The sequence below is a fragment of the Spirillospora sp. CA-108201 genome, from assembly GCF_050936235.1.
Lineage (GTDB): Bacteria > Actinomycetota > Actinomycetes > Streptosporangiales > Streptosporangiaceae > Spirillospora.
In genome coordinates this window covers 1,674,498-1,697,337 of sequence record NZ_JBNJNE010000001.1, presented here as the reverse complement: position 1 = coordinate 1,697,337, position 22,840 = coordinate 1,674,498, and the positions used below count along the sequence as shown (strand labels likewise).

Sequence of the window (22,840 nt, the reverse complement as noted above, 5' to 3'; positions counted from 1 at the left end):
CGTCGGCAGGCACCACCCGTCAGGGGGCTTGAGGGGGGCTTGAGAGGGTCAGGCGCGGGCCATCAGGTCCAGGAGGAGGGCCACCTGTTCCTTGCTCAGGTCGGCGAGGCCGGTCGGTAGTTCCGGGCCGGTGATGATCGCCGTGCCGTGGTAGGTCTGCGAGACCCATCCGAAACGCTGGGCGAGCATGGTGGCCGGGCTGTTGGGCTGCGGGCGGTGGAGCCCTTCCTCGTCGAGCCACATGAGGAACTGGTCGGACAGTGGCAGCAGCTCCACCAGGTGGCAGTCCCTGCCGATCACCTCGTACATGGCCTCGAATCGGTCGTGGAGGTCATTCGGAAGGGTTTCTGTGTAGGTGTGGCCGTCCGCCGGAATGACCAGGCAGAAAGACATAGGGACTCCTTGGAGAGGGGGTGTGGGGGGTGACTGCAATCCACCATAGCCAATCCAATAATCATGTCAAGGCAGACTTGTAAGCAAATTGGATTGGATTCTGTCCGGGGTTAGCCGGCACGCCCTCCTGCTCAGAAAAGGGGCTCTGTCTGCGCCCCCACCCCCACCTCTACCTGGTCAAACTCCAGCCCGTCCTGACGCGACCGCGCCACCCAGTCCTCAGAGCTGGCCCGCGTGTTCGCCTCCGCACGGGCCAGCCCGACGCCGTGGTTCATGCCGTAGCAAATGCACTCGCATTGCTCCCGCGCCGTGGTTGCCCCGTAGCACTTCAAGTCGCATCGGTTCACGGTCACCCGGCCGAGATACACCGCGATCAGAGTTGCCACAGAGCCGCATTCCTCTCTACTTGGACGATCAGGCGTCGCCGGTCGGCGGCCCCGCTGCCGGCCTCGCCGCGCGATTCACCAGGACCTTTTCGAGCCGCTGGATAAACCGGCGCATCATCACAAGGGCGGTGCGGTCGGAGGTGTCGCGGAGCGACAGGAGGTTCCGCTCCCTGTTCAGGTCGCCGATCAGCGACTCCACTCGACTCGCGAGACGGCCAAGATCGTCGGCGTCAGCGTCGAGCAACCCCGCGCCGACGGCGGCCTGAAGGTAGTTGCGGGCCTCCAACAGCGAGAGGACGCGCTCCTCCTTCGTCAGCTCCTCCCAGGCGGGGCGGGGAACGTGCGCGGAGCTGTGCGCGAGCTGCTGGCGGCCGCGCGCGAGCAGTTCCACGCGCGGATCCGAATCAAGGATGCGGTCAGCCACGCCCGGTCTCCGGCTCGCCGGTGAACAGGGGCGGTGCTTCACTCGCCGCCATGGTCTGCACCGCGGCGCGGATGCCGGCGACATGGTTCTCCCACCCGCCGGGCGGCGCCTGAAGGGCAAGGCGATGCGCGTACCGGTAGCCGTGGGTCCGGGTGATTGGCTCCCCGATCCACTCGTCGTAGTGCGGAGCGGCCTGGTCGTCCTCCACAGCCAGCGGCAGGTCGACGTCGGCGTATTGCCGCATGCACTGCTGGAGGCGTTCCACGCCGCCGCGCCAGGTCACCAGGCGGCAGCCTTCCAGGGCCCGCAGCGGCTCCAGAACCTCCGCGATGGGGGTGTAGCGCCCCGCGATGCGCTGGCGCATCTCGTCGGTCCACCACTCGGGGATCGTGCACCGCGGATCACGCAGCTTCGCAGCGACCAGCACCGTCCCGTCGAGGGTCTCGGCCTGGACCTCGAACGAGCCTGTGAAGCTGGTTGCCTTGAGCAGGACCACGTTCGGGAGGCCGTCCAGAACACCGCGCGACCACGCCCTCGCAGCGCGGCGGCCCTCGGTCCGCTGGACGGCCCACCAGTCGCGGGCCGCAGGCTCGTGGCAGCGCTCGCAGTAGCGGCGCGCGTCGGGACCCTTGGCGAACGGCGTCGCCTGGGTCGTGCGGCATCGAGCGCAGGTGCGGGCCTGGTCCCACGCGGCCTGCCTCGCTGGCGACAGCGGCGGCATCCGCTCGGTGTCGGCCACCGCGTACAGCGGCGCGTAATTCTTCCCGCCGTAGACCTTGTACGACGCGATCGGCTGTTGCCCCTCAGCGGCGCGGCGGCGGAGCCTGGTCCTCAGCATGGTCTTGGTCGCGAGTTGGAGCGAAAACAGATCATCGGGCCGGTAGACGGGCCTGCCCTGGGCGCAGTACTGGACGCGGCGGTCTTTGCGCCGCTCAGCGGTCGACCGCTCGGGGGCGGCGAGCCACCGTCCGTCCAGGCGCAGGACCTTGCCTGTGTCGGTGTGGACTCGGTGGGGCTCTCCGGCTTTCACGGGCGGGAGCAGCACGCCGGCGTGCCGGGCGCGGCCTGAAGCGGTTGTGAGGACGACGCGTTCTCCTACCTCGGCGCCGGGGACGGCAGGGGCGTCGGTTTCGTGAGTCATGTCCGGTCCTTGTAGGGCGGGTGCACGCCCCCCTCGATGAGTACGTCGGAGTTCAGGTCGACGTGGCCGCACGGGTTGGCCCACACGTCGATCTCATGGGTTCGCCCGTATGCGCCACGAAGCACCGGGGCGGGCTTCCCGCGCGGGCCGCCGCAGACGGGACAGCGGGTCTTGACTGTGACCGTGGTGACCGCGAGCGGGCGAGCGCGCAGGCCCGGCCCGTAGTCGGGGATCCGGACGGTCATCTCCTCGACCCGGCCCTCCTGCTTCTGGCGGGTGGTCACGCCTTCACCGGCTGGAGGAGATGCACCCCGGCCTCGACCAGGACCTGGCTGTACCGGTCGAGGTGCGCGCACGGGTTGCTCCACGCGTCCGCGTAGTAGAACTCGCCGTCCTCGGGGATGCGGCTGCTGCGGGGCTCACCGCGCGGCCGGTCGCAGTACGGGCACGTCCACACGAGGGTGACCGGCCGGATGGTGACGCCCTCGTAGGAGCGGGAGGTCCCGCGGTCAGCGACGCGAACGGTGCGCGTGGCAGCGGCGGGGATGTCATCGTGGGTGGTGGCCGCCGTGATGTCGTCGGCGTCGATCTGGACCCAGGTGTCGGCGTGCCGCAGCACCAGGCGTCCGGCGCTGCAGCCGCGGATCCGCTCGGCGGTGTAGGTGGCGCCCTGGCGGTTGGTGATGTCGGCGGTCACGCCGACGAACTGCTCGGCGGTCGTGGTCTCGTCCTCCAGGAGGAGCTGACTGCGCCTCATCGGTCGAGGCCGTTGACGCTGGTCGGCGCGGCATCGAGCCGACGGCGTGGGCGGTGCCCGGCACCGCATCGGAAGCAGAGTCGCATCGAGGAACTCCCTGACTCGTGATGTTGGTCAGGCAAGGTTCCTCGGCTACAACCGGTACAAGTACACCGGCACGGGCCTGCTGTACTGCAACCCGGCGACCGGGCAGTACGAGCCGTACTCCGCCGGTACGGGCAACGGCGTCAACGCGATCTTCATGACCGACGACCGCCGCTACCCGACGATGCCGGGCACCGAGTACCTGATGGAGAGCGAGTGCGGGCTGCGCAAGGGCGGCGCCATCGTCTCGACCGTCGACCTGAAGCCCGAGCTGCTGCCGGCCGAGCCGTACACGTTCGCGGTGGAGCGGCGCGGCGGCGCCTACACGATGGAGATGTCCGGGGTCTTCGCGCACGTGGGCAGGGCGACCCTGCGCTACACGCGCGCGTTCGTCCAGGACGGCGAGCCGATCTGGCACTACAACCAGAAGCCCGGCGAGTACGACGGCCGGTTCAACGCCGACTGGACCTGGACGGGCCCGGGCGGCACCCTCGTCGACCGCGACACCTGGCCGGCCGGGTCCGCCTACCCGGACAGGTTCATGATCGGTGACCCGCACATGAACTTCTACGAGGGATCGGCCCAGGTGGACGACATCCGCCTCTACGTTCCGCGATAGCGGACCGCGCCCGGCCGGTCAGGCGGTCGCTTCCCCGGCGCGGTACTCCTGCGGGCTGAGGCCGCGCTCGCGCTTGAAGGCCGTGCTCAGCGCGAAGGCGTTGCCGTAGCCGACCCTGCGGGCCACGGCCTCCAGCGTCGCGTCCGTCTCGCGCAGCAGGTCTGCGGCCTGCGCGAGGCGGACGCCGGTGAGGTAGGCCATGGGCGGCTCGCCGACCAGCTTGGCGAACCGCTGCGCGAGCGCCGCGCGCGACGCCCCGACCTCGGCGGCCAGGTCCGCGACCGTCCAGGGATGCGCCAGGTCGTCGTGCAGGAGCCGCAGCGCGGGGCCGACGACCGGGTCGCCGTGGGCGCGGTACCAGCCGGGCGCGGCGGCGTCCGGGCGGGAGAACCAGGCGCGCAGCGTCGCGATGAGCAGCAGGTCGAGGAGCCGGTCCAGGACGACGTCCTGGCCGGGCTCGTCCTTGCCGATCTCCTCCTGGAGCACGGCGACGAGCGGCGACCTCCAGGTGTCGCCGCGGACGACCGCCATCGGGGGCAGCGCGGCCAGCAGCCGCTGCGTGACCGCGCCGCGCAACTGGTAGGTGCCGATCAGCATGACCGCCGGCCCGTCCGGGTCGTTGCCCCAGGCGCGGACGCCGAGGTCCATGGCCTCGGTCAGGCTCGTGCCGTCCGGGGTGGTGCACCGCTGCCCCGGATGGATGACGATCTGCGGCGCGGTCGCCGGGTCGTCGCTGACGGTGTAGGGGTCCGGTCCCCGGAAGATGACCATGTCGCCGGGGCCGACGCGCCGCGGATCGCCCTCGTCGGGGACCAGCCACGCCTCGTCCCTGACCATGGAGAGCAGGGTCAGCGGCGCCTCGTCCTGGATCCGGATCGACCAGGGCGGCGCGAGGGTCGAGCGCAGCATGAACGCTCCCCGTGCGCGCGGACCGTCGAGGAGTTCGGCCAGGGCGTCCATGGAGGCCAGCGTAGACGCTCGCGTATGCGGGCGAGCTTCTCAACGATGGTGGCCGGAACCGCCCGGCTGTTGACTCAAGGGCATGACGAACACCACGACCGACATCATCGAGAGCGGCCTCACCCTCGTCCTCGGCGGCACCGGCAAGACCGGCCGCCGCGTCGTCGAGCGGCTGGAGGCCCGGGACGTCCCGGTGCGGATGGGCTCGCGGTCGGCCTCGCCGCCCTTCGACTGGGAGAACGAGTCGACCTGGGCGCCCGTCCTGCGGAACGTCGAGAGCGTCTACCTCTCCTACTACCCGGACCTGGCCGTTCCCGGCGCCCCCGAAGCCATCCGCGCGTTCACAGGCGCGGCGGCGGACGCGGGCGTGCGGCGCGTGGTGCTGCTGTCGGGGCGGGGCGAGCCCGAGGCGCGGGACTGCGAGGGCGTAGTCCAGGCGTCGGGCCTGGCGTGGACGGTCGTGCGGTCGAGCTGGTTCGCGCAGAACTTCAGCGAGGACTACCTGCTCGACCCCGTGCGCGCCGGTGAGGTCGCCCTGCCCGCGGGCGACGTGCCGGAGCCGTTCGTGGACGCCGACGACATCGCCGACGTGGCGGTCGAGGCGCTCACCCGGGACGGGCACGCCGGCGAGGTGTACGAGGTGACGGGCCCCCGGGCGCTGACGTTCGCCGAGGCGGTCGCCGAGATCGGCCGCGCCGCCGGGCGCGAGATCGCCTTCGTTCCCGTCGGCGCGGAGGAGAACGCGGCGGCCCTGCGGGAGCACGGCGTGCCGGAGGAGGCCGTCAGCCTGCTGACCTACCTGTTCACGACGGTGCTGGACGGCCGCAACGCCCGGCCCGCCGACGGCGTCGAGCGTGCCCTCGGCCGGCCGCCGCGCGACTTCTCCGCGTACGCGCGCGAGGCCGCCGCCAGCGGCATCTGGAACCACTGACCCGAGGAACGGACATCATGAAATTCTCTCTAGCGGGCGTCTCGGCGACCCTTTCCATCATCATGGCGGCCGGGATGGCCGGAACGTTCTTCGGCTTCTCCACCGGCGTGATGCCCGGTCTGAACGCGGCACGGCCCGCGTCGGCGATCGACGCCATGCAGGGCATCAACCAGAGGATCCAGAACCCGGTCTTCGTGGCGATGTTCCTTCTGGTCCCCGTGCTGGCCGCGGGAGCGGGGGTGCTCCTGCTCACCCTCGACCAGAAGTCGGCCGCCCTGCTCTTCTTCGCCGCGGCCGGCCTGTACTTCGCGGGCGCGCTCCTTCCGAGCTTCGCGGTGAACATCCCGATGAACAACGACCTGGACGGCGTCACGATCCCGAAGGACGTGACCGAGGCGGCGAAGATCTGGGCGGACTACTCCGGCCGCTGGACGGCGTGGAACACCGTCCGCGCCGTGTTCAGCTGGGCGAGCCTCCTCGCCATGAGCCTGGGCGTCTACGTCTGGGGCAGGAACGGCTGATCCGGCGGACCTGCGAGAGGCCCGTGCTCAGGAAGGGAGCACGGGCCTCTCCGTGTCACTGCCCGCCGTTCTTCGCGCACCATTCAGCCCATGTCAGGGCGCCGTTCTGGAGCTGCTTGCGGTAGAAGGACGTCCAGGAGGTCTCCGACCGCGCCGGGGCGTCGGGGGCCCTCCGGTAGAGCGGATGGTCCCGCCGGACCTCCGCCTTCAGCCACGGCTCCAGCTCGTCCCAGGAACCGAGGGTCCAACTCCGGGCGTGGAACGTCAGCCGGGCCCGCACGTCCTTGTCCGCGACGCACATCGACGGGATGAACGGGCTGGTCCGCGTCCAGCTGGCGGCCACCTCCATCGCGCCCTTCGGGACACCGTGCGCCCGGCGCGCGGCCTCCCGCTTCCCGATGTAGAAGTCGAACATCTCCCAGGCGGTGTAGATCCCGCCGGGCAGGCCGAAGCCGTCGCCCGTCAGCGCCTTCACATCGGTGCGCGGCGGGATGTCCGACACCTGGGCGAGATTGCGCTGGACCTCCGTCAGCGGTCCGAGCCTGAAGTCCGGCGTGATCGGGAACGGCCCGAGATCGACGTCGTCGTTGTTCACCGGGACCAGCGGATAGGTCCTGCCGTCCAGCGGGTTGCGCCATTCCCTCAGCACTCTCGCCGGGTCCTGCGGGTCGGTGTAGAAAACAATCTCGCGGCTGAGCTGGTACAGCCGGTCGGTGCCCGGCTCCCGGTAGAGGCGGCGGATGTTGTAGCCCTCGAAGCCGAACAGCCTCGTCCCGTGCCGCAGCGCCGGCGCCAGGGTGTCGCCCGGCGCGTCCACGTACACGAAGCCCGAGATCCGGTACAGCATGTCCCGGCCGTCCGGGCGCCCGAGCACCTGCAGTTGCAACCGGGTGTCGCGGTCCTTGACCTGCGCGTACAGCGGACCGGGGTCGGACGGGCCGTAGGCCGGGCGGGCGGCGGCCGCGCCCGGCACCGACCACAGCAGGCACGCGGCGGCCGCGCCGGCGAGCGCGGCCGTCATTCGGCGTCGCATCGGGGCTCCCTGGGGGATGGCTGGGGATGGCGGGGAGATGGCGGGGGACTGTCGCCGTCATGCAAGCAGCCCCGGCCCGCCGAGTCACGCTCCGGGAAGCGGCGCGCCCCGGGCGGAGCTCCGCGGGACGAGGACCGCACCGGCGGGCGGGCCGCGGCGGGGCTTACGATCGCTGGATGGGCGGCGTCTACGCGATCAGCGACCTGCACGTGGGGTTCCCGGAGAACCGCGCGTTCGTCGAGGGCCTGCGGCCCGCGTCCGAGGACGACTGGCTGATCGTGGCGGGCGACGTCGGCGAGCGCTTCGACGACGTCGAGTGGACCCTGCGCACCCTCGGCGAGCGCTATGCGACCGTGCTGTGGGTGCCCGGCAACCACGAGCTGTGGACCGTCAAGGGCGACCCCGTGCAGCTGCGCGGCGAGGCCCGCTACCGCCGGCTCGTCGAGATGTGCCGCGCCCTGGGCGTGCTGACCCCCGAGGACCCGTATCCCGTCTGGACCGGCCCGGACGGCGCCGTCACAGTGGCGCCGCTGTTCATCCTGTACGACTACACGTTCCGGCCCGACGGGACGTCCAGCAAGGAAGAGGCCCTTGAGGCCGCGCACGAGGCCGGCGTCGTGTGCACCGACGAGGTCTACCTGCACCCCGACCCCTATCCCGGCCGCGACGCCTGGTGCGACGCCAGGATCGCCTACACCGAGCGACGCCTGTCCGACCTGGCACCCGGGACGCGGACCGTGCTCGTCAACCACTGGCCGCTCGTCCGCGAACCCACCCGCGTCCTCTGGTACCCGGAGTTCGCCCAGTGGTGCGGCACCGAGCGCACCGCCGACTGGCACGGCCGGTTCGGGGCGGTGTCCGTCGTGTACGGGCACCTGCACATCCCCAGGACGATCTGGACCGGCGGCGTGCCGCACATCGAGGTGTCGGTCGGCTACCCGCGCGAGTGGCGCCGGCGCGGCGACGCGCCGCCCGGCCCCCGCCGGATCCTGCCCGTCCCCGAGACGAGCTGACCGGGCCCTAGCTGACCGGCCCCTGGCGGACCCCGCCCGGCGCCACGCCGGCGGCGCTGAGCGACAGCAGCCGGGCGGCGGCGTCCGGGTCGCGCTCGGCGACCGTCGCGATCGCGCCCGCGAGCCGCAGCACGTCGCCGAACGCCGCGCCGGCGGGCGCGTCCCCGGCGCGCTGCGCGCGGACGAGCAGCGCTTCGCCCGCCTCGGACATGGCCGCCCGGGAGCCGAAGGGGTCCAGCCGGGGGTCGCGCAGCGACACCATCGCCGAGGCCGCCATGCCCGGGAAGGCGGTGATCTCCGAGACGAACGTCCGGAGCCAGGTCAGCAGGGCCTCGCCGGGGAAGGGGGAGTCCAGCAGGTCGCGGGCGGCCGAGGCCAGTCCGGTGTAGACGTCGGCGAGCACCGCCTCCAGGAGGTCCTGGCGGGTGGGGAAGTGGCGGTAGAGCGTGCCGATGCCGACGCCCGCGAGCCGCGCGACGCCCTCGAGGGAGGCGCCCGCGCCCTGGGCCTGGAAGGTCTCGCGCGCCGCGGCGAGCAGCCGCGCGCGATTGCGGCGCACGTCGGCCCGCACCGGGCGCGCCCTCGGCGTGTCGTCGCTGGTCACCTGCGTCTTCGATCCTTCCCGGGGGTGGAACGGGCCTGCGGCGATCGGGAGGATCCGCGGCTTTGGAACGGTCCTTAGATTCTATCCGCGTCGCCGCCGCGACCCGCGCCCGGATGCGCCCGGACCCGCCGCGCGCCCTGCGCGGCGGGTCCGGCCGCGGCCCCCCGGGGGCGGTCAGGCGTCGGCGCGCGTGACCGGGAGGTTCAGCCGGCCGCCGGCGGCCCTGAACTCCTCGGCCTTCTCCCGCATCCCGGCGGCGAGGGCCTCCCCGTCGGCGAGGCCGCGCTCGGCCGCGAACCGCCGCACGTCCCGCGTGATCTTCATGGAGCAGAAGTGCGGGCCGCACATCGAGCAGAAGTGCGCGGTCTTCGCCGGCGCCGCCGGGAGCGTCGCGTCATGGAAGGCGCGGGCGGTGCCCGGGTCCAGGGACAGGTTGAACTGGTCCTCCCAGCGGAAGTCGAACCGCGCCTCCGACAGCGCGTCGTCCCACGCCTGCGCGCCGGGATGGCCCTTGGCGAGGTCGGCGGCGTGCGCCGCGATCTTGTAGGCGATCACGCCGGCCTTGACGTCCTCGCGGTCCGGCAGCCCGAGATGCTCCTTCGGGGTGACATAGCAGAGCATCGCGGTGCCGTGCCAGCCGATCATCGCCGCGCCGATGGCCGAGGTGATGTGGTCGTAGCCGGGCGCGATGTCGGTGGTCAGCGGTCCGAGCGTGTAGAAGGGCGCCCCGTCGCACCACTCCTGCTGCAGGTCCACGTTCTCCTTGATCTTGTGCATCGGGACGTGCCCGGGGCCCTCGTTCATCACCTGGTTGCCGAACCGCGCCGCGATCCGCGTCAGCTCGCCCTGGGTGCGCAGCTCGGCGAACTGGGCCTCGTCGTTGGCGTCCGCAATGGAGCCGGGCCGCAGCCCGTCCCCGAGCGACCAGGTCACGTCGTAGGCGGCGAAGATCTCGCACAGCTCCTCGAAGCGGGTGTAGAGGAAGTTCTCCTCGTGGTGCGCCAGGCACCACGCCGCCATGATCGATCCGCCCCGCGACACGATCCCCGTCCTGCGCCGCGCCGTCAGCGGCACGTAGGACAGCAGCACCCCGGCGTGGACGGTCATGTAGTCCACCCCCTGCTCCGCCTGCTCGATCACGGTGTCGCGGAAGACCTCGTAGGTGAGCTCCGCGGGGTCGCCGCCGACCTTCTCCACCGCCTGGTACAGCGGGACGGTCCCGACCGGCACGGGCGAGTTGCGCAGGATCCACTCGCGCGTGGTGTGGATGTCGCGGCCCGTCGACAGATCCATGATCGTGTCGGCGCCCCAGCGGGTCGCCCAGGTCATCTTCTCGACCTCGTCCTCGATCGAGGAGGCGACCGCCGAGTTGCCGATGTTGGCGTTGACCTTGACGAGGAAGTTGCGCCCGATGACCATCGGCTCGATCTCGGGATGGTTGACGTTGGCGGGCAGCACCGCGCGCCCGGCGGCGAGCTCGTCGCGGACGAACTCGGGGGCCACGCCCTCGCGCAGCGCGGCGAACTCCATCTCCGGCGTGATCTCCCCGCGCCGCGCGTAGGCGCGCTGGGTCACCGCGCCGCCGGTGGCGCGCCGCGGGCGCCGCGGCAGGGCGCCCTCGCCGTCGGCCAGGGGGAGGCGTCCTCCCGCGCCCCCGGGCGGCGCGGGGGACGACGGCCGGCGCCCGTCGTCCTCGGGGCGCGCCGCCCGCCCCTCGTAGGGGGCGGTGTCGCCGCGCTCGGCGATCCAGGCCTCCCGCAGCGGCGGCAGCCCCCCGCGTACGTCGGTCTGCTGCTCGGGGTCGGTGTACGGCCCTGACGTGTCGTACAGGACGACGGCGTCGCCGTTGGTCAGCGGCACCTCCCGCATCGGGACCCGGATCTCCGGGCGGGAGCCCTGGAGGTAGGTCTTGCGGGCAGCTGGAACCACAGGTTCGGTCATGACGACTCGATCTCTCCCTACGCCGGCATTACCCGGTCAGGTTCATGCGGTCAGCGGCCGTCCCAGCCGCTATCTCAGCCCGGTTCGCCGGGCCCCCGCGATCTGTCGCCACGACGTTAACCCGGGCCGCCCCGGTTGCCGCAACCGCCGCCCATGGGCTAGAACGCGCCCGCGCGGAGCGCGACGGGCAGGGCGAGGACCAGGGTGCGGAGCGGCTCCGGGGCGGACGGCGACCGCTCCAGCTCCACGGGGGCCCCGCCGTCGCCGCCGCCGTTCCGCAGCGTGGCGGAGCGGCGGCCGTCGATGCCGGTGACGACGTGGCCGTCGGCCGTCGCGCGGGTGCTGCCGAGAAGCGTCCCGCCGGTGGTGTGGAAGGACGGCTCGCGGCTGCCGCGCACGTATCCGAGGGGGCGGCCGTCCGCGTCGAGGACGCGCACGCGGTCGCGGCCCGGCAGCCGGGACGGGCCCCGGACCACCAGCAGCACCGAGGCATGGGGGTCGCGCAGCACGATGGTCCGGCCGCCGCTCCGTCCGCAGGGCACGGCGAGGACCGCGCCGGCGCCCGGTTCGCGGTACCGGCCCGCGCCGTCCACGACGACGTGGCGGGCTCGGACCAGGGCGCCGTCCTGAGGCGGCGGCACCTCCCCGCCCTCGTCGTCGACGACGCACCAGCGGGCGCCGAGGACGTCCGCGGTCGCGGTCCGGACGGCCGGGAGCCAGCCGGACGGAAGCGACCCGCCCCTGAGCAGGGTCGCCGACCTCCCGTCGACCTCGGCGACGGCCTCGACGCCCGGCGCCCGCTCCGGGTCGAACCAGAGCGTCCACACCGGGTCGCCGACGGGCCACCTGATCCCCACCGCGTCCACGGCCTCGGCCGGGACGGCGGCCTCACGCCCGCCGCGGCGCAGGCCCACGCCCTTCTCGCCGATGGTCACGATCAGGCGGGTCCGGTGCAGGCGGGCGGCCCAGAGGGCGGCGAGGAGGCAGCCGACGCCGCAGAGCGCCAGGGCCTGGCGGGCCCGGTCGGGCTCGAAGATCACGAGGGCGGCGCCGGCCGCCGCCGCGGCGAGCAGGACGCGCAGCGGCCGCCGGTAGGCGCGCGCGCCCAGCGTCATCCGGAGTTCGGGCGGGGGGACGGCGGGCGGGGGGACAGAAGGCGGGGGGACGGACAACTGTCGGCCCTTCGTGACGGGGTCTGCAGAACTATAGGACGGGCCTCCGGCCCCGCCGAGGGCTGCCCGAGAAGATCATCCGGCCGGGGCGCCGGCCGCTGCGCGGAGATCGCGCCGGTGGGGGACAATGGGCGCGTGCTGACGGTGCCCCGGGTCGACGTGACGGTGAAGGACGCCCTCGCGGCGTCGGCGCTGGCGGGGGCCGCGGCCGCGGCCGCCCTGCTGTGGCCGGGCGTCCGGGACCTGGACGCGGCGGGCGCGCTGCTGCTGGTCGCGGCGCATGTCCCGCTCGCGGTGATCCGGCGGTGGCCGACCCCGGCCCTGCTCGCGCTGGTGGTCCTGGTGCTGCCCTACCACCTGGCGCAGTACCAGCACCACGCGCTGGTGCCCGCCGAGGTGGTCGCGCTGTTCGCCTACGCGGTGCTCGGGCGCCGGGTGCGCCTCGTCCTCGGCGTCGTCGCGTTCCTGCTCACCGTCTGCGTGGTCGGCATGGCGATGCGGGCGGGCGGCGGCTCCCTGCGCGAGCAGATCGCGGTGATCGAGGCCGTGGTGTCGGTCGTCATCGCCGTCCAGGTGTGGCGGGTGCACCGGGCGCGGCTCGCGACGATCACCGAGCGGGCCGAGCGCGCCGAGCGCACGCGGGAGGAGGAGGCGCGGCGGCGGGTCGCCGAGGAGCGCCTGCGGATCGCCCGCGACCTGCACGACCTCCTCGCGCACAGCATCACCCTGATCGGCGTCCAGGCCGGCGCCGCGGCCCACCTCGTGCGCGGGGACCGGCCGCTGGACCGCGAGGAGCTGGCCGGCGCGCTCGCCTCCATCGCCGCGACGTGCCGGGACGCCCGGACCGAGCTGCGCGGCACGCTCCAGGTCCTGCGCGGCACGGACGTCGGCGCCCCCGGGACGCTGCCCGGCCTCCACGCGGTCGCCGGCCTCGTGGACGCGGCGCGCGGCAGCGGCGTCGACGTCGACCTGCGGGACGGGGACGTCGGGACGCTGCCCCCGGAGACGGGCGTCGCGGCGTACCGGATCGTCCAGGAGGCCCTGACCAACATTGTCAAGCACGCCGCCGCGCGGCGCGCGACGGTGAGCCTGGCGCGCGACGGCGGGGGGCTCGTCGTCCGGGTCGCCGACGACGGCAGGGGGCCGTCCGGCGGCCCGCCCGAGGGGTTCGGGATCCTCGGGATGATCGAGCGGGCGCGCAGTGTGGGCGGGACGCTGGACGCGGGCCCGGGCGCGTCCGGCGGGTTCGTCGTCACCGCCGTCCTCCCGCTGGTGGACGCCGCCGTCCCGCGCCGGGCGTGACCCGCGGCCCCGCCGCGAACGGGTGCCGCCCGTCCGCCGGGACCCTCCCGACTCCGGCGCCGACTCCGGCCGGGGGGCTTTCCACCCCTTACGGATAGGGTCAGGATCAAGGGGACCCAGGGGAGGCGACGCGTCGGTGAGCACTTTGCAGGAGGCCCCGCAGGACCGGATCTTCACGGTGCCCAACATCCTGAGCTTCGCCCGGCTCCTGGGCGTGCCGCTGTTCCTGTGGCTCGTCCTGGCCGAGGCGGACTGGTGGGCGCTCGGACTGCTGGTGTTCGCGGGCCTGTCGGACTGGCTGGACGGGAAGCTGGCGCGGGCGTTCAACCAGACGAGCAAGCTCGGCATGGTCCTGGACCCGGCCGCCGACCGCCTCTACATCCTGGCGACGCTCGTCGGGCTCACCATCCGCGACATCATCCCGCTGTGGCTGGTGCTCGCGCTGGTCGCCCGGGAGGTGTCGATCCTGCCGATCGCGCCGATCGTGCGGCGGCTCGGCTACGGCGGCACGCTGCCGGTGCACTTCATCGGCAAGGCGGCGACGATGTGCCTGCTGTACTCCTTCCCGCTGCTGCTCCTCGGCGACCACGACGGCGGCGCGGGCACCGCGGCGCGGGTCGTCGGATGGGCCTTCGCGGGCTGGGGGACGGCCCTGTACTGGTGGGCGGCCGTCCTCTACTGGGTGCAGACGCGGCAGCTGGTGCTGGCCGGCCGCGGCTCGCCGTCCCCGGCCTCGGGGCCGGGCGATCCGGGGGGCGCCGGCGATCCGGGCGCGGAACCGCCGGCCGGCGGCCAGAAGGGAGCTGAGACCCCCCGATGAAGGCCGTCGTGATGGCGGGAGGCGAGGGGACGCGGCTGCGTCCGATGACCGCCAACCAGCCGAAGCCCCTGCTCCCGCTCGTCAACCGGCCGATCATGGAGCACGTACTGCGGCTGCTGAAGAAGCACGGGTTCGGCGAGACCGTCGTCACGGTCCAGTTCCTGGCCGCGCTGATCCGCAACTACTTCGGCGACGGCGAGGAGCTCGGCATGTCGCTGAGCTACGCGACCGAGGAGGTCCCGCTCGGGACCGCCGGCAGCGTCAAGAACGCCGAGGAGGCGCTGCGCGACGACCGCTTCCTGGTGATCTCGGGGGACGCGCTCACCGACATCGACCTGACCGACATGGTGCGGTTCCACGAGGAGAACGACGCCCTCGTCACCATCGGCCTGAAGCGCGTCCCGAACCCCCTGGAGTTCGGGATCATCATCGTGGACGACGAGGGCCGCGTGCAGCGGTTCCTGGAGAAGCCCACCTGGGGCCAGGTTTTCTCCGACACCGTCAACACCGGCATCTACGTGATGGAGCCGGAAGTGCTGGAGCACGTCGCGGAGGGGGAGCCGGTCGACTGGTCCGGCGACGTGTTCCCGGAGCTGCTCGCCGCGGGCGCCCGCCTGTTCGGGTACGTGGCCGACTGCTACTGGGAGGACGTCGGCACCCACGAGAGCTACCTCAAGGCCCAGGCGGACATGCTGTCCGGGCAGGTCGGCATCGACCTGGACGGCTTCGAGATGTCGCCGGGCGTGTGGGTCGCCGAAGGCGCGGAGGTGGACGCCGAGGCCGTCCTCAAGGGCCCGCTCTACATCGGCGACTACGCGAAGGTCGAGGCGGGCGTCGAGCTGCGCGAGTTCACCGTGCTCGGCAGCAACGTCGTCGTCAAGGAGGGCGCCTTCCTGCACCGCGCGGTCGTCCACGACAACGTGTTCGTCGCGCCGTCCACGAACCTGCGGGGCTGCGTCGTCGGCAAGAACACCGACATCATGGCCGGCGCCCGCGTGGAGGAGGGCGCCGTCATCGGGGACGAGTGCGTCATCGAGGCCGAGGCGTACGTGTCGAGCGGCGTGAAGGTGTACCCGTTCAAGACCATCGAGGCGGGCGCCGTCGTCAACACCAGCGTGATCTGGGAGTCGCGGGGGCAGCGCAACCTGTTCGGGCCGCGGGGGGTGTCCGGCCTCGTCAACGTGGAGATCACCCCCGAGCTGGCGGTGCGGCTCGCCTCCGCGTACGCGACGACGCTGAAGAAGGGCACGACCGTCGTCACCGGTCGGGACGTCTCCCGCGCGGCCCGCACCCTGAAACGCGCCGTGAACAGCGCTCTCACCGCCAGCGCCGTCAACGTCCAGGACCTGGAGGCGACGCCGCTGACCGTCGCCCGGTTCGAGACCGGCCGCGAGGACAGCGTCGGCGGCATCTACATCCGCACCACGCTCGGCGACCCGCAGGGCGTCGACATCCTGTTCCTGGACGCGGACGGCGCCGACCTGTCCCAGGGGGCGCAGCGCAAGCTGGAGCGCGTCTTCGGCCGGCAGGAGTACCGCCGCGCGTTCCCCGGCGAGATCGCCGAGCTGACCTACCCGCCGCGCGTCGTGGAGACCTACACCCGCGACCTGCTGCGGCGCGTCGACATCCGCGGCGTCCGCGAGGCGGGGCTGAAGATCGTCCTGGACTGCGCGGGCGGGGTGGCCTCGCTCGTGCTGCCGAACCTGCTCGGCAAGGTCGGCGTGGAGGTCCTCACCCGCAACGCCGGGCTGGACGAGGCCAATCCGACCGAGACGCTCGCCGAGCGGATGCGCGACCTGGAGCGGCTCGGCGAGCTGGTGTCCTCGTCGCGGGCCGCTTTCGGCGTCCGGTTCGACCCGGTGGGGGAGCGGATCTCCCTGGTGGACGAGAACGGCGAGCTGGTCGGCGACGACCGGGCCCTGCTGGTGATGCTGGACCTCGTCGCCGCCGAGCGGCGCGGCGGCAAGGTGGCGCTTCCCGTGACGACGACGCGGGTCGCCGAGCAGGTGTGCCGGTTCCACGGCGTGCAGGTCGAGTGGACCTCCACGTCCCAGGACGTGCTGACCAAGGCGGCCGCCCAGCCGAGCGTGGTCTTCGCGGGGGACGGGCGCGGCGGGTTCCTGATGCCCGAGTTCAGCGGCACCGTGGACGGGATCGCGGCGTTCGTCCGGCTGGTGGGCCTGGTCGCGCGGACGCGGCTGACGCTGTCGCAGATCGACCGCCGCATCCCCGACGCGCACCTGCTGCGCCGCTCCGTCCCGACGCCGTGGGCGGCCAAGGGGAGCGTCATGCGCCGCGTCGTGGAGGCGGCCGGGGGCCGGACGATCGACACCACCGACGGCGTGCGCGTGGTCGAGGGCGACGGCCGCTGGGTCCTCGTGCTGCCCGACCCCGCGGAGGCGGTGACGCACCTGTGGGCCGAGGGGCCGGACGCCGACACCGCGCAGGCCCTCCTGGCGGAGTGGGCCGCCGTCGTCGAGCGCGCGGGCTCCTGAACGGCCCTCAGCAGCGTTCGCGGGGCCTGAGGCCGGCCCGGTCGGGCTCCCGGTCGGCGTACCGGGCGCCGAGGAACGCGACGAGGTGCTCCACGTCGGCGGTGTTCGACACGAGGCCGAGGGACGCCCTGACCGCGCCGCCGCTCGGCAGCCCGAGCACGCCCAGGTAGTCGTCGAGCGTCCGCATCCGCCGGGCCGCGGTCCGGCGCAGGGCCTGCTCGGGGATCTCGAACGCGCCCTCCCCGGCGCCGGGGTTGCAGAAGCAGCCGGTCCGGACCGAGATGCCGGCGGCGGCGGTGTCGCGGGCGACGATCCGCTCGTCCACGACGGCGCCGCGGCGGTCGAGCACGTTGAACGCGACGGTGCCGCCGCGCCGGTCGGCGTCCTCTGGCCCGTACACCCGGACCAGGGGGGAGCCGTCGGCGTGGCGCAGGCCCGCGAGGCGGTGCAGGAGCAGCGACGTCAGGCACCCGACGCGGCGCTGGACGAGGTCCATGCCGATGCCCTCGATCCAGTGGACGCCGAACTCCACGTCGGGGATGGACAGGAAGTTCAGGGTGCCGTCCTCGAACGCGGTCTCGTCGGGCGCGAGCACGTGCCAGCCGCCGAGCGCGCTGACCGCCTGGATCGTTCCGCCGGCGAACCAGGGGCGGCGCAGCCGGGCCAGCGCCTCCCGGCGGGCGAGGAGGCTGCCCACGCCGGTCGGGTAGCCGAACACCTTGTACCAGCTCACGGGGACGAAGTCGGGCCGGACCCGGCTCAGGTCGAGGCCCCCGGCGGGCGCGAAGGCGGCCGCGTCCAGCAGCACGTCGAAGCCGTGCGCGTGGGCGAGGTCGACCCAGCTCAGCGGGTGCTGGACGCCGCTGAAGTTGCTCTGCGCGGGGAACGCCAGCAGGCCGCCGCCGTCGCCCAGCGCCGCGGCGAGCTCGGTCTCGCGGACCCGCAGGCCGGGCCCGCGGACGGGCACGTGGACGACCTCGGCGCCGCGCGCCCGCGCGAACTCCCTGATCCCGTTCACCGAGTTGTGGTTGTCGCCGGTGAGGACGAGCCCGCCGCCGGGCCCGAACGGGTAGCCCTCCCCGACGAGGCGGCACGCGCCGGTGGCGTTCTGCGTGAACACGACCGCGTACTCCTCGGGGGAGGCGTTGAAGAAGGCGAGGACCGCCCGCCGGGCCCGCTCGACCAGCGCCGTGGAGGCGCTGGAGGTCGGGTTCTCCGAGTGCGGGTTGCCGTAGCAGTGCCCGGTGAGGCGCTCGGCGTGCGCGCGGATCTGCGCCGCGGCGGCGACGCCCGAGCCGGTGTAGTCCAGGTACGTCTGCGCGTCCAGGTAGGCGTACTCGGCGGCCCGCAGCTCGTCCAGCCGCCGGGTCTCGGCGTAGCCGGGCATGAGGTCGACATCAAAACCGGGCGAAACGCCCACCATGCACCCCCGTGAGCAAAAGCCACATCCTTCGCTTAACGGTCCAGAATTGGCAGGGGTGACGCAAGAGCGCCGCGGTGGCCTTCAATGGCCCAGGGGGAAGGGGTTTTATGTCCTTCGAGTGAGGACCAGACAGGCTCCCACGAGGAACAGCGCCGTGAACCCGCCCAGCACTGCCCAGTCCACGGCCGGAGCCCGGGAGAACGTGTCTCCGTAGGAGTCGAGCAGGGGCGGGCCCAGCGGCGAGCGCCCGGTGGCCCAGAGCCGCTCCACTCCGAGGCTGTGCCCGAGCCCCTCGAAAGCCCACCGGTTGGACATGGCGCAGCTGAGCCATCGTCCTGGTGCCGCCATCACCGGGACGGGGAGGATGGCGCCCACGAACAGCACCTGCGGGAAGCAGAGCATCGGCAGCGCCATCGTGGCCTGGGCCGGGTCGGTGACCGCCGCCGACACCAGAAGGCCCAGAGCCAGCGCCGCCAGCGAGCACAGCAGCAGCGTGACGAACAGCTCCCCGTACGTGCCCCACCCCATCGCGGGCAGCCGGTCCAGGGCCCGCAGGACGCCGAGCATCAGCGCGTCCACCGCGGCCAGCAGCGGCAGCAGCACGGTCGCCTTCGCCAGCACGTACGGTGCGATCCGCAGCCCGGTGAGCCGCTCACGGCGCAGCACGGGCAGCTCGGTGCAGATCTGCAGCAGCCCGTAGGTCAGGCCGAAGAAGAACCCGCCGAACGCGATCCAGAACAGGATCATCACGGTCGCCGCGGGGCTGGGTGACTCCGGTGAGAACGCCCCCGGGCGGAACAGGACCGCGAACATCGCCAGCACCATGAGCGGCGACCCGAGCAGCACGGCCAGGGTGAGCCGGTTGCGGGTGAGCAGGTCCAGGCTGCGCCGGGTGAGCAGGGCCCACTGCCGGAACGCGCCGATCGCCGGGCCGGGCGCCGGCGCCGAGGCCGCGCCGAACCGCCCCTCCCACTCGTGCGCCTCCGCCTCGGCCAGCCGCAGGTAGATGTCCTCGATCCCGTCGGCCCCGAACCGCTCGCGCGCCTCGTCCGGCTCGCCGTAGAAGGCCAGCCGCCCCTCCGGGGCGAGGACCGCGACCCTGTCGCAGACCAGGACGTCCGGTGCGTGGTGCGTGGTGAGCACCACGGTCGTCCCCGAGTCCGCGAGTCCGCGCAGCAGCCGCATCAGGTCGGCCGCGGTCGCCGGGTCGAGTCCGGACGTGGGCTCGTCCAGGAAGAACACGCGCGGCCGCGTCAGCAGTTCGACCGCGATGCTGGCCCGCTTGCGCTCGCCGCCGCTCAGCGACCCGACGCGCTGCTCCGCCCGGGCGGTCAGCGCGAGCGCCTCCAGCACGCCGTCCACGGCGCGCTCGGCGCGCTCCGGAGGCGTTCCCGCGGGCAGTCTCAGCCCGGCCGCGTACCGCAGCGTGCGCCGCAGCGGCATCTCCCGGTGCACGATGTCGTCCTGCGGCACGTAGCCGAGCGCGTCCGCGGCCGGGCCGCCCGCGCCGCCGTCGTACCTGACCTCGCCCTCGGCGGGCGGCCGGACGCCCGCGATCGCGTCCAGGAGGGTGGTCTTGCCGGCCCCGCTGCCGCCGATGATCGCCACCAGCTCCCCGGCGCCGATCGACAGCGACACCTCCCGCAGCGTCTGCCGTCCCCCGGCCGCGCGCTGCCCCACCTCGCGGACCTCGATCATCTGTCCTCCCGCCGGGCGACCCCACCCCGACGATGGACGATCTTCGGGTGCGCGTCCACCCCTCCGGAACCGGTCAGTCGAGGGCGTCGTCGTCGGGATCCCCGGCGGCGATCCCGGCGAGGGTCTCCAGGGCTCGCGCGAGGACGTCCGGCGGAGGCGAGGCCAGGCCGAAGCGGACGGCGCGCGGGGCGGCGGCGCCGCCCACGACGAAGGCGGCGGCCGGGGTGACCGCGATGCCGCGCCGGGCGGCCGCCGCCACGAACGTCTCCGCCCGCCACCGCTGGGGCAGCTCCCACCAGCAGAAGTACGAGCAGGGATCGGACCGGACCGCCGCGCCCCGCAGGCACCGGGCCGCGATCCGCTGGCGGGCCGCGGCGTCGGCGCGCTTGGCGCGCACGATCCTCTCGACCGTCCCGTCGGCGATCCAGCCCGCCGCCGCCTCCAGGGCGAACCCCTGCGGGCCCCAGGCGCCGGAGCGCAGCGCGGCGGCGACGCGCCCCGCGAGCGGCGCGGGCGGGACGGCGAAACCGAGGCTCAGGCCGGGCGCGAGGCGCTTGGAGAGGCTGTCGACCAGCACGGTGCGGTGCGGGGCGTGCGCCGCCAGCGGCTCCGGCCCGCTCTCCGGCAGGAACGCCCAGACGCGGTCCTCGACGGCGTGGAGGCCGAGCCGCTCCAGCGCGCCGGCCAGCTCGGCGCGGCGCTCCCGCGGCATCGTGGTCCCGCAGGGGTTGTGCAGCGTCGGCTGGACGTAGACGCCGCCGAGCGGGGCGGCGCGATGGGCCTCGGCGAGCGCGTCCGGACGCAGCCCGTGCCCGTCCGTCGCGATCGGGACCGGCGTCACGCCGAGCCGGGCCGCGATCCCCTTGATCACCGGATAGGTGAGCGCCTCGACGCCGAGCCGGCCGCCCGCGGGCACGAGCGCCGCCACCGCGCCCGCGATGGCCTGCCGGCCGTTCCCCGCGAACAGCACCTCGGAGGCGGCGGGCCGCAGGCCGGGCGAGGCGAGCAGCGCCGCCGCGGCCTCGCGGGCGGCGGCGGTCCCCGCGACCCCGGCGGGCCCGAGCGCGGCGTCCAGGACGTCGGAACGGCGCAGGCGCTCCAGCCCCTCCGCGAGCAGGGCGCTCTGCCCGGGCGCCACCGGATGGTTCAGCTCCAGGTCGACGCGCGCGGCGGCGGGCTCGGCGAGCGCGGGCCCCGGCGGCCGCTCGGACGCGCGGACGAAGGTCCCGCGCCCGACCTCGCCCACCACCAGGCCGCGCCTGGCCAGCTCCCGGTACACGCGGTTCGCCGTCGAGCCCGCGATGCCGCGGCGCCGGGCGAAGGCGCGCTGCGGCGGCAGCCGCTCGCCCGGCCGCAGCCGTCCCGCCGCGATGTCGGCGGCCAGCTCGTCCGCGACCCGCCGGAAGTCGTCCATGCGATCCCCATATTGCACCGAGAACAATGTTTTTATTGCACCGAGAATAGCTCGACTTCTAGGCTTGGGGCACTTCGAGTCGACTGGAGCGAAATGATCTCGTACGGGGCCGTCGCGGCCATCGCCCTCTTCGCGCTCGGGCTCGTCCTCACGCCCGGGCCCAACATGGTCTACCTGGTGTCGCGGTCGGTGACGCAGGGCCGCCGCGCCGGGCTGATCTCGCTCTGCGGCGTGGCCGCGGGATTCCTTGTGTACGTCGCGGCCGCCACCGCGGGCCTCACCACCGTCTTCACGCTCGTCCCGCCCCTCTACACGGCGATCAAGCTGGCCGGCGCCTGCTACCTGCTGTGGCTGGCCTGGCAGACCCTGCGGCCGGGCGGCACGAGCGCCTTCGCGCCCGCGGACCTGCCCGCCGACCCGCCGCGCCGGCTGTTCGCGATGGGGCTGGTCACCAACCTGCTCAACCCCAAGATCGCCGTCCTGTACGTGTCGCTGCTGCCGCAGTTCGCCGACCCCGGGCGCGGCCACGTCGCCGTCCAGATCCTGCTGCTCGGCGCCGTCCAGGTCGTGATCGCCGTCACCGTCAACGCCCTCATCGTGCTCGGCGCCGGATCCATCGCCGCGTTCCTCGCGCGCCGGCCCGGCTGGCGGCGCGCCCAGCGCTACCTGATGGGCTCGGTGCTGGCCGCCCTCGCCGTCCACATCGGCCTGCGCCCCGCGACCGCCTGACCGGGCGGCCCCGGGCCGCCTCCGGGGGGCGCGGCCCGCGCCGGCCCGCCGGTCCTTGCCATGATGGGCCGGTGATCGAACGCCAGGACGAGCCCGGCGCCCGGGCGGGCCGCCCGGGCGCCGCCTCGACGCCTCCATGTCGCTGCTCGCCGACCTGTTCGCCGGCAGGCGCCTCGACCCCGGCTACGCCGAGGCCGCGGCGCGCCGGGCCGCGGCCGGCGAGCCCGCGCCGCGCAGGGGACGGCTCCGCGGGACGGGCGTCCTGCTCGTCCTCGTCCTCACCGGGGCGCTGGCCGCCGTCGCCGGGGTCGAGGCGCACCGCGGCGAACCGGTGGCCGCCGAGCGGCGCTCCGAGCTCGTCGGCCAGATCCGCGCCCGCACCGCCGAGACCGATGCCCTCCAGCGCCGGCTCGTCCGGCTGCGGGCCGACACCGAGCGCCGCCGGGCCGCCGCGCTGGCCCGCAGCGCCGAGGGCCGCCGCGTCCGGCGGGACGTGGCCGCGGCGGGCGCCGCGGCCGCCGCGGCGCCCGCCGCCGGCGAGGGCCTCGTGATCACCGTGGACGACGCCCCGCGCGGCGGCCCGGCCGCGCCGGGCCGCGCCGACGACGGCGGCCAGGTCTATGATCAGGACCTCCAGGTCCTGGTGAACGGGCTGTGGGCGGCGGGCGCGCGGGCCATCGGCGTCAACGGCCAGCGGCTCACCCCGACCACCGCGATCCGCGCCGCCGGCGAGGCGATCATGGTCGACTACCGGCCGATCGGCGGACCCTACGAGGTCACGGCGCTCGGCGACCCCCGGCGGTTGCGGGACGCCTTCGCGGGCTCGCCCGCCGACCGGCGGTTCGCGGCGCTGCGCGACCGGTTCGGGATCAGGTACGGCACGCGCCGCTCGGACGAGGTGCGGCTGCCCGCCGCGGGCGCGTTCCGGCTGCGGTACGCCGCGCCCCGCGACGGGGGCGGCCGGTGAGCGGAGGAGGGGT

22 protein-coding genes and 1 riboswitch are annotated in these 22,840 nt (G+C 73.9%); of the genes, 9 read left to right on the top strand and 13 right to left on the bottom strand.

From position 1 onward, the window contains the following. Nucleotides 1–48: 48 nt before the first annotated feature. The 5 genes from ACQEU6_RS08340 to ACQEU6_RS08320 form a co-directional block, all read right to left on the bottom strand. A complete protein-coding gene (locus ACQEU6_RS08340; protein WP_499330289.1) occupies nucleotides 49–393 on the bottom strand; it encodes a DUF3846 domain-containing protein in 345 nt (114 codons plus the stop codon). Nucleotides 394–807: 414 nt separating this feature from the next. After that, nucleotides 808–1,203: a hypothetical protein gene (locus tag ACQEU6_RS08335; protein ID WP_499330288.1), complete on the bottom strand. Its 396-nt coding sequence runs from the start codon at nucleotides 1,201–1,203 to the stop codon at nucleotides 808–810. Continuing rightward, a complete protein-coding gene (locus ACQEU6_RS08330) occupies nucleotides 1,196–2,344 on the bottom strand; it encodes a hypothetical protein (protein ID WP_499330286.1) in 1,149 nt (382 codons plus the stop codon). Before ACQEU6_RS08330 ends, ACQEU6_RS08335 begins: the two co-directional genes overlap by 8 nt. Continuing rightward, nucleotides 2,341–2,628: a hypothetical protein gene (locus ACQEU6_RS08325; RefSeq protein WP_499330282.1), complete on the bottom strand. Its 288-nt coding sequence runs from the start codon at nucleotides 2,626–2,628 to the stop codon at nucleotides 2,341–2,343. The genes ACQEU6_RS08330 and ACQEU6_RS08325 overlap by 4 nt, the downstream gene beginning before the upstream one ends. After that, nucleotides 2,625–3,101, bottom strand: a complete 477-nt coding sequence (locus ACQEU6_RS08320; protein ID WP_499330279.1) for a hypothetical protein — start codon at nucleotides 3,099–3,101, stop codon at nucleotides 2,625–2,627. The genes ACQEU6_RS08325 and ACQEU6_RS08320 overlap by 4 nt, the downstream gene beginning before the upstream one ends. A gap of 46 nt (nucleotides 3,102–3,147) precedes the next feature. Between ACQEU6_RS08320 and ACQEU6_RS08315 the strand changes: the two genes are divergently transcribed. Beyond that, entirely contained in the window at nucleotides 3,148–3,804 is a 657-nt protein-coding gene (locus ACQEU6_RS08315; RefSeq protein WP_499330276.1) for a hypothetical protein, read from the top strand. 18 nt (nucleotides 3,805–3,822) lie between these two features. Here ACQEU6_RS08315 and ACQEU6_RS08310 read toward each other — a convergent pair whose 3' ends face one another. Continuing rightward, nucleotides 3,823–4,764, bottom strand: coding sequence for an AraC family transcriptional regulator (locus tag ACQEU6_RS08310; RefSeq protein ID WP_499330273.1), 942 nt, complete (start codon nucleotides 4,762–4,764; stop codon nucleotides 3,823–3,825). 82 nt (nucleotides 4,765–4,846) lie between these two features. Between ACQEU6_RS08310 and ACQEU6_RS08305 the strand changes: the two genes are divergently transcribed. Both ACQEU6_RS08305 and ACQEU6_RS08300 read left to right on the top strand, forming a co-directional pair. Continuing rightward, complete coding sequence (locus tag ACQEU6_RS08305; protein ID WP_499330270.1) at nucleotides 4,847–5,695, top strand: NAD(P)H-binding protein; 849 nt, start codon at nucleotides 4,847–4,849, stop codon at nucleotides 5,693–5,695. A 17-nt stretch (nucleotides 5,696–5,712) separates the two neighbouring features. After that, a complete protein-coding gene (locus ACQEU6_RS08300) occupies nucleotides 5,713–6,216 on the top strand; it encodes an anthrone oxygenase family protein (protein WP_499330268.1) in 504 nt (167 codons plus the stop codon). A 55-nt stretch (nucleotides 6,217–6,271) separates the two neighbouring features. Here the strand turns inward: ACQEU6_RS08300 and ACQEU6_RS08295 are convergent, their stop codons facing one another. Continuing rightward, the gene (locus ACQEU6_RS08295; protein ID WP_499330265.1) at nucleotides 6,272–7,249 is read right to left on the bottom strand and encodes a DUF1838 family protein; all 978 of its coding nucleotides are present in this window, start codon (nucleotides 7,247–7,249) and stop codon (nucleotides 6,272–6,274) included. Between the two features lie 176 nt (nucleotides 7,250–7,425). Between ACQEU6_RS08295 and ACQEU6_RS08290 the strand changes: the two genes are divergently transcribed. Further along, nucleotides 7,426–8,262: a metallophosphoesterase family protein gene (locus ACQEU6_RS08290; RefSeq protein WP_499330261.1), complete on the top strand. Its 837-nt coding sequence runs from the start codon at nucleotides 7,426–7,428 to the stop codon at nucleotides 8,260–8,262. Nucleotides 8,263–8,269: 7 nt separating this feature from the next. On the opposite strand, the gene ACQEU6_RS08285 is transcribed toward ACQEU6_RS08290, so the two are convergent. The 3 genes from ACQEU6_RS08285 to ACQEU6_RS08275 form a co-directional block, all read right to left on the bottom strand. Beyond that, nucleotides 8,270–8,866: a TetR/AcrR family transcriptional regulator gene (locus tag ACQEU6_RS08285; protein WP_499330259.1), complete on the bottom strand. Its 597-nt coding sequence runs from the start codon at nucleotides 8,864–8,866 to the stop codon at nucleotides 8,270–8,272. 174 nt (nucleotides 8,867–9,040) lie between these two features. After that, nucleotides 9,041–10,807 (bottom strand): phosphomethylpyrimidine synthase ThiC, encoded by a 1,767-nt coding sequence (gene thiC, locus ACQEU6_RS08280; RefSeq protein WP_499330258.1) that lies wholly within the window; start codon nucleotides 10,805–10,807, stop codon nucleotides 9,041–9,043. Then, a riboswitch (TPP riboswitch) is annotated at nucleotides 10,803–10,916 on the bottom strand. (Overlaps the previous gene by 5 nt.) A gap of 49 nt (nucleotides 10,917–10,965) precedes the next feature. Further along, a complete protein-coding gene (locus ACQEU6_RS08275; RefSeq protein ID WP_499330254.1) occupies nucleotides 10,966–11,922 on the bottom strand; it encodes a hypothetical protein in 957 nt (318 codons plus the stop codon). Between the two features lie 192 nt (nucleotides 11,923–12,114). Between ACQEU6_RS08275 and ACQEU6_RS08270 the strand changes: the two genes are divergently transcribed. The 3 genes from ACQEU6_RS08270 (at nucleotide 12,115) to ACQEU6_RS08260 (ending at nucleotide 16,596) form a co-directional block, all read left to right on the top strand. Continuing rightward, nucleotides 12,115–13,281, top strand: a complete 1,167-nt coding sequence (locus ACQEU6_RS08270; RefSeq protein ID WP_499330251.1) for a sensor histidine kinase — start codon at nucleotides 12,115–12,117, stop codon at nucleotides 13,279–13,281. 136 nt (nucleotides 13,282–13,417) lie between these two features. Beyond that, a complete protein-coding gene (gene clsA / locus ACQEU6_RS08265; RefSeq protein WP_499330250.1) occupies nucleotides 13,418–14,101 on the top strand; it encodes a cardiolipin synthase ClsA in 684 nt (227 codons plus the stop codon). Further along, nucleotides 14,098–16,596, top strand: coding sequence for a sugar phosphate nucleotidyltransferase (locus tag ACQEU6_RS08260; RefSeq protein ID WP_499330249.1), 2,499 nt, complete (start codon nucleotides 14,098–14,100; stop codon nucleotides 16,594–16,596). The genes clsA and ACQEU6_RS08260 overlap by 4 nt, the downstream gene beginning before the upstream one ends. A 7-nt stretch (nucleotides 16,597–16,603) precedes the next feature. Here ACQEU6_RS08260 and ACQEU6_RS08255 read toward each other — a convergent pair whose 3' ends face one another. The 3 genes from ACQEU6_RS08255 to ACQEU6_RS08245 all read right to left on the bottom strand — a co-directional run bounded on the left by ACQEU6_RS08255 (nucleotide 16,604) and on the right by ACQEU6_RS08245 (nucleotide 21,131). Then, on the bottom strand, nucleotides 16,604–18,019 hold the full coding sequence (locus tag ACQEU6_RS08255) for an aminotransferase class V-fold PLP-dependent enzyme (protein ID WP_499330247.1): 1,416 nt from the start codon (nucleotides 18,017–18,019) through the stop codon (nucleotides 16,604–16,606). A 105-nt stretch (nucleotides 18,020–18,124) separates the two neighbouring features. After that, nucleotides 18,125–19,717, bottom strand: a complete 1,593-nt coding sequence (locus ACQEU6_RS08250) for an ABC transporter ATP-binding protein/permease (RefSeq protein WP_499330246.1) — start codon at nucleotides 19,715–19,717, stop codon at nucleotides 18,125–18,127. Nucleotides 19,718–19,790: 73 nt separating this feature from the next. Next, nucleotides 19,791–21,131, bottom strand: coding sequence for an aminotransferase-like domain-containing protein (locus ACQEU6_RS08245; RefSeq protein WP_499330244.1), 1,341 nt, complete (start codon nucleotides 21,129–21,131; stop codon nucleotides 19,791–19,793). A gap of 93 nt (nucleotides 21,132–21,224) precedes the next feature. On the opposite strand from ACQEU6_RS08245, the gene ACQEU6_RS08240 reads away from it, so the two are divergent. Both ACQEU6_RS08240 and ACQEU6_RS08235 read left to right on the top strand, forming a co-directional pair. Continuing rightward, nucleotides 21,225–21,860, top strand: a complete 636-nt coding sequence (locus ACQEU6_RS08240) for a LysE family translocator (RefSeq protein ID WP_499330242.1) — start codon at nucleotides 21,225–21,227, stop codon at nucleotides 21,858–21,860. A 136-nt stretch (nucleotides 21,861–21,996) separates the two neighbouring features. Continuing rightward, nucleotides 21,997–22,827 (top strand): DUF881 domain-containing protein, encoded by an 831-nt coding sequence (locus tag ACQEU6_RS08235; RefSeq protein WP_499330240.1) that lies wholly within the window; start codon nucleotides 21,997–21,999, stop codon nucleotides 22,825–22,827. The last annotated feature ends 13 nt before the right edge of the window (nucleotides 22,828–22,840 follow it).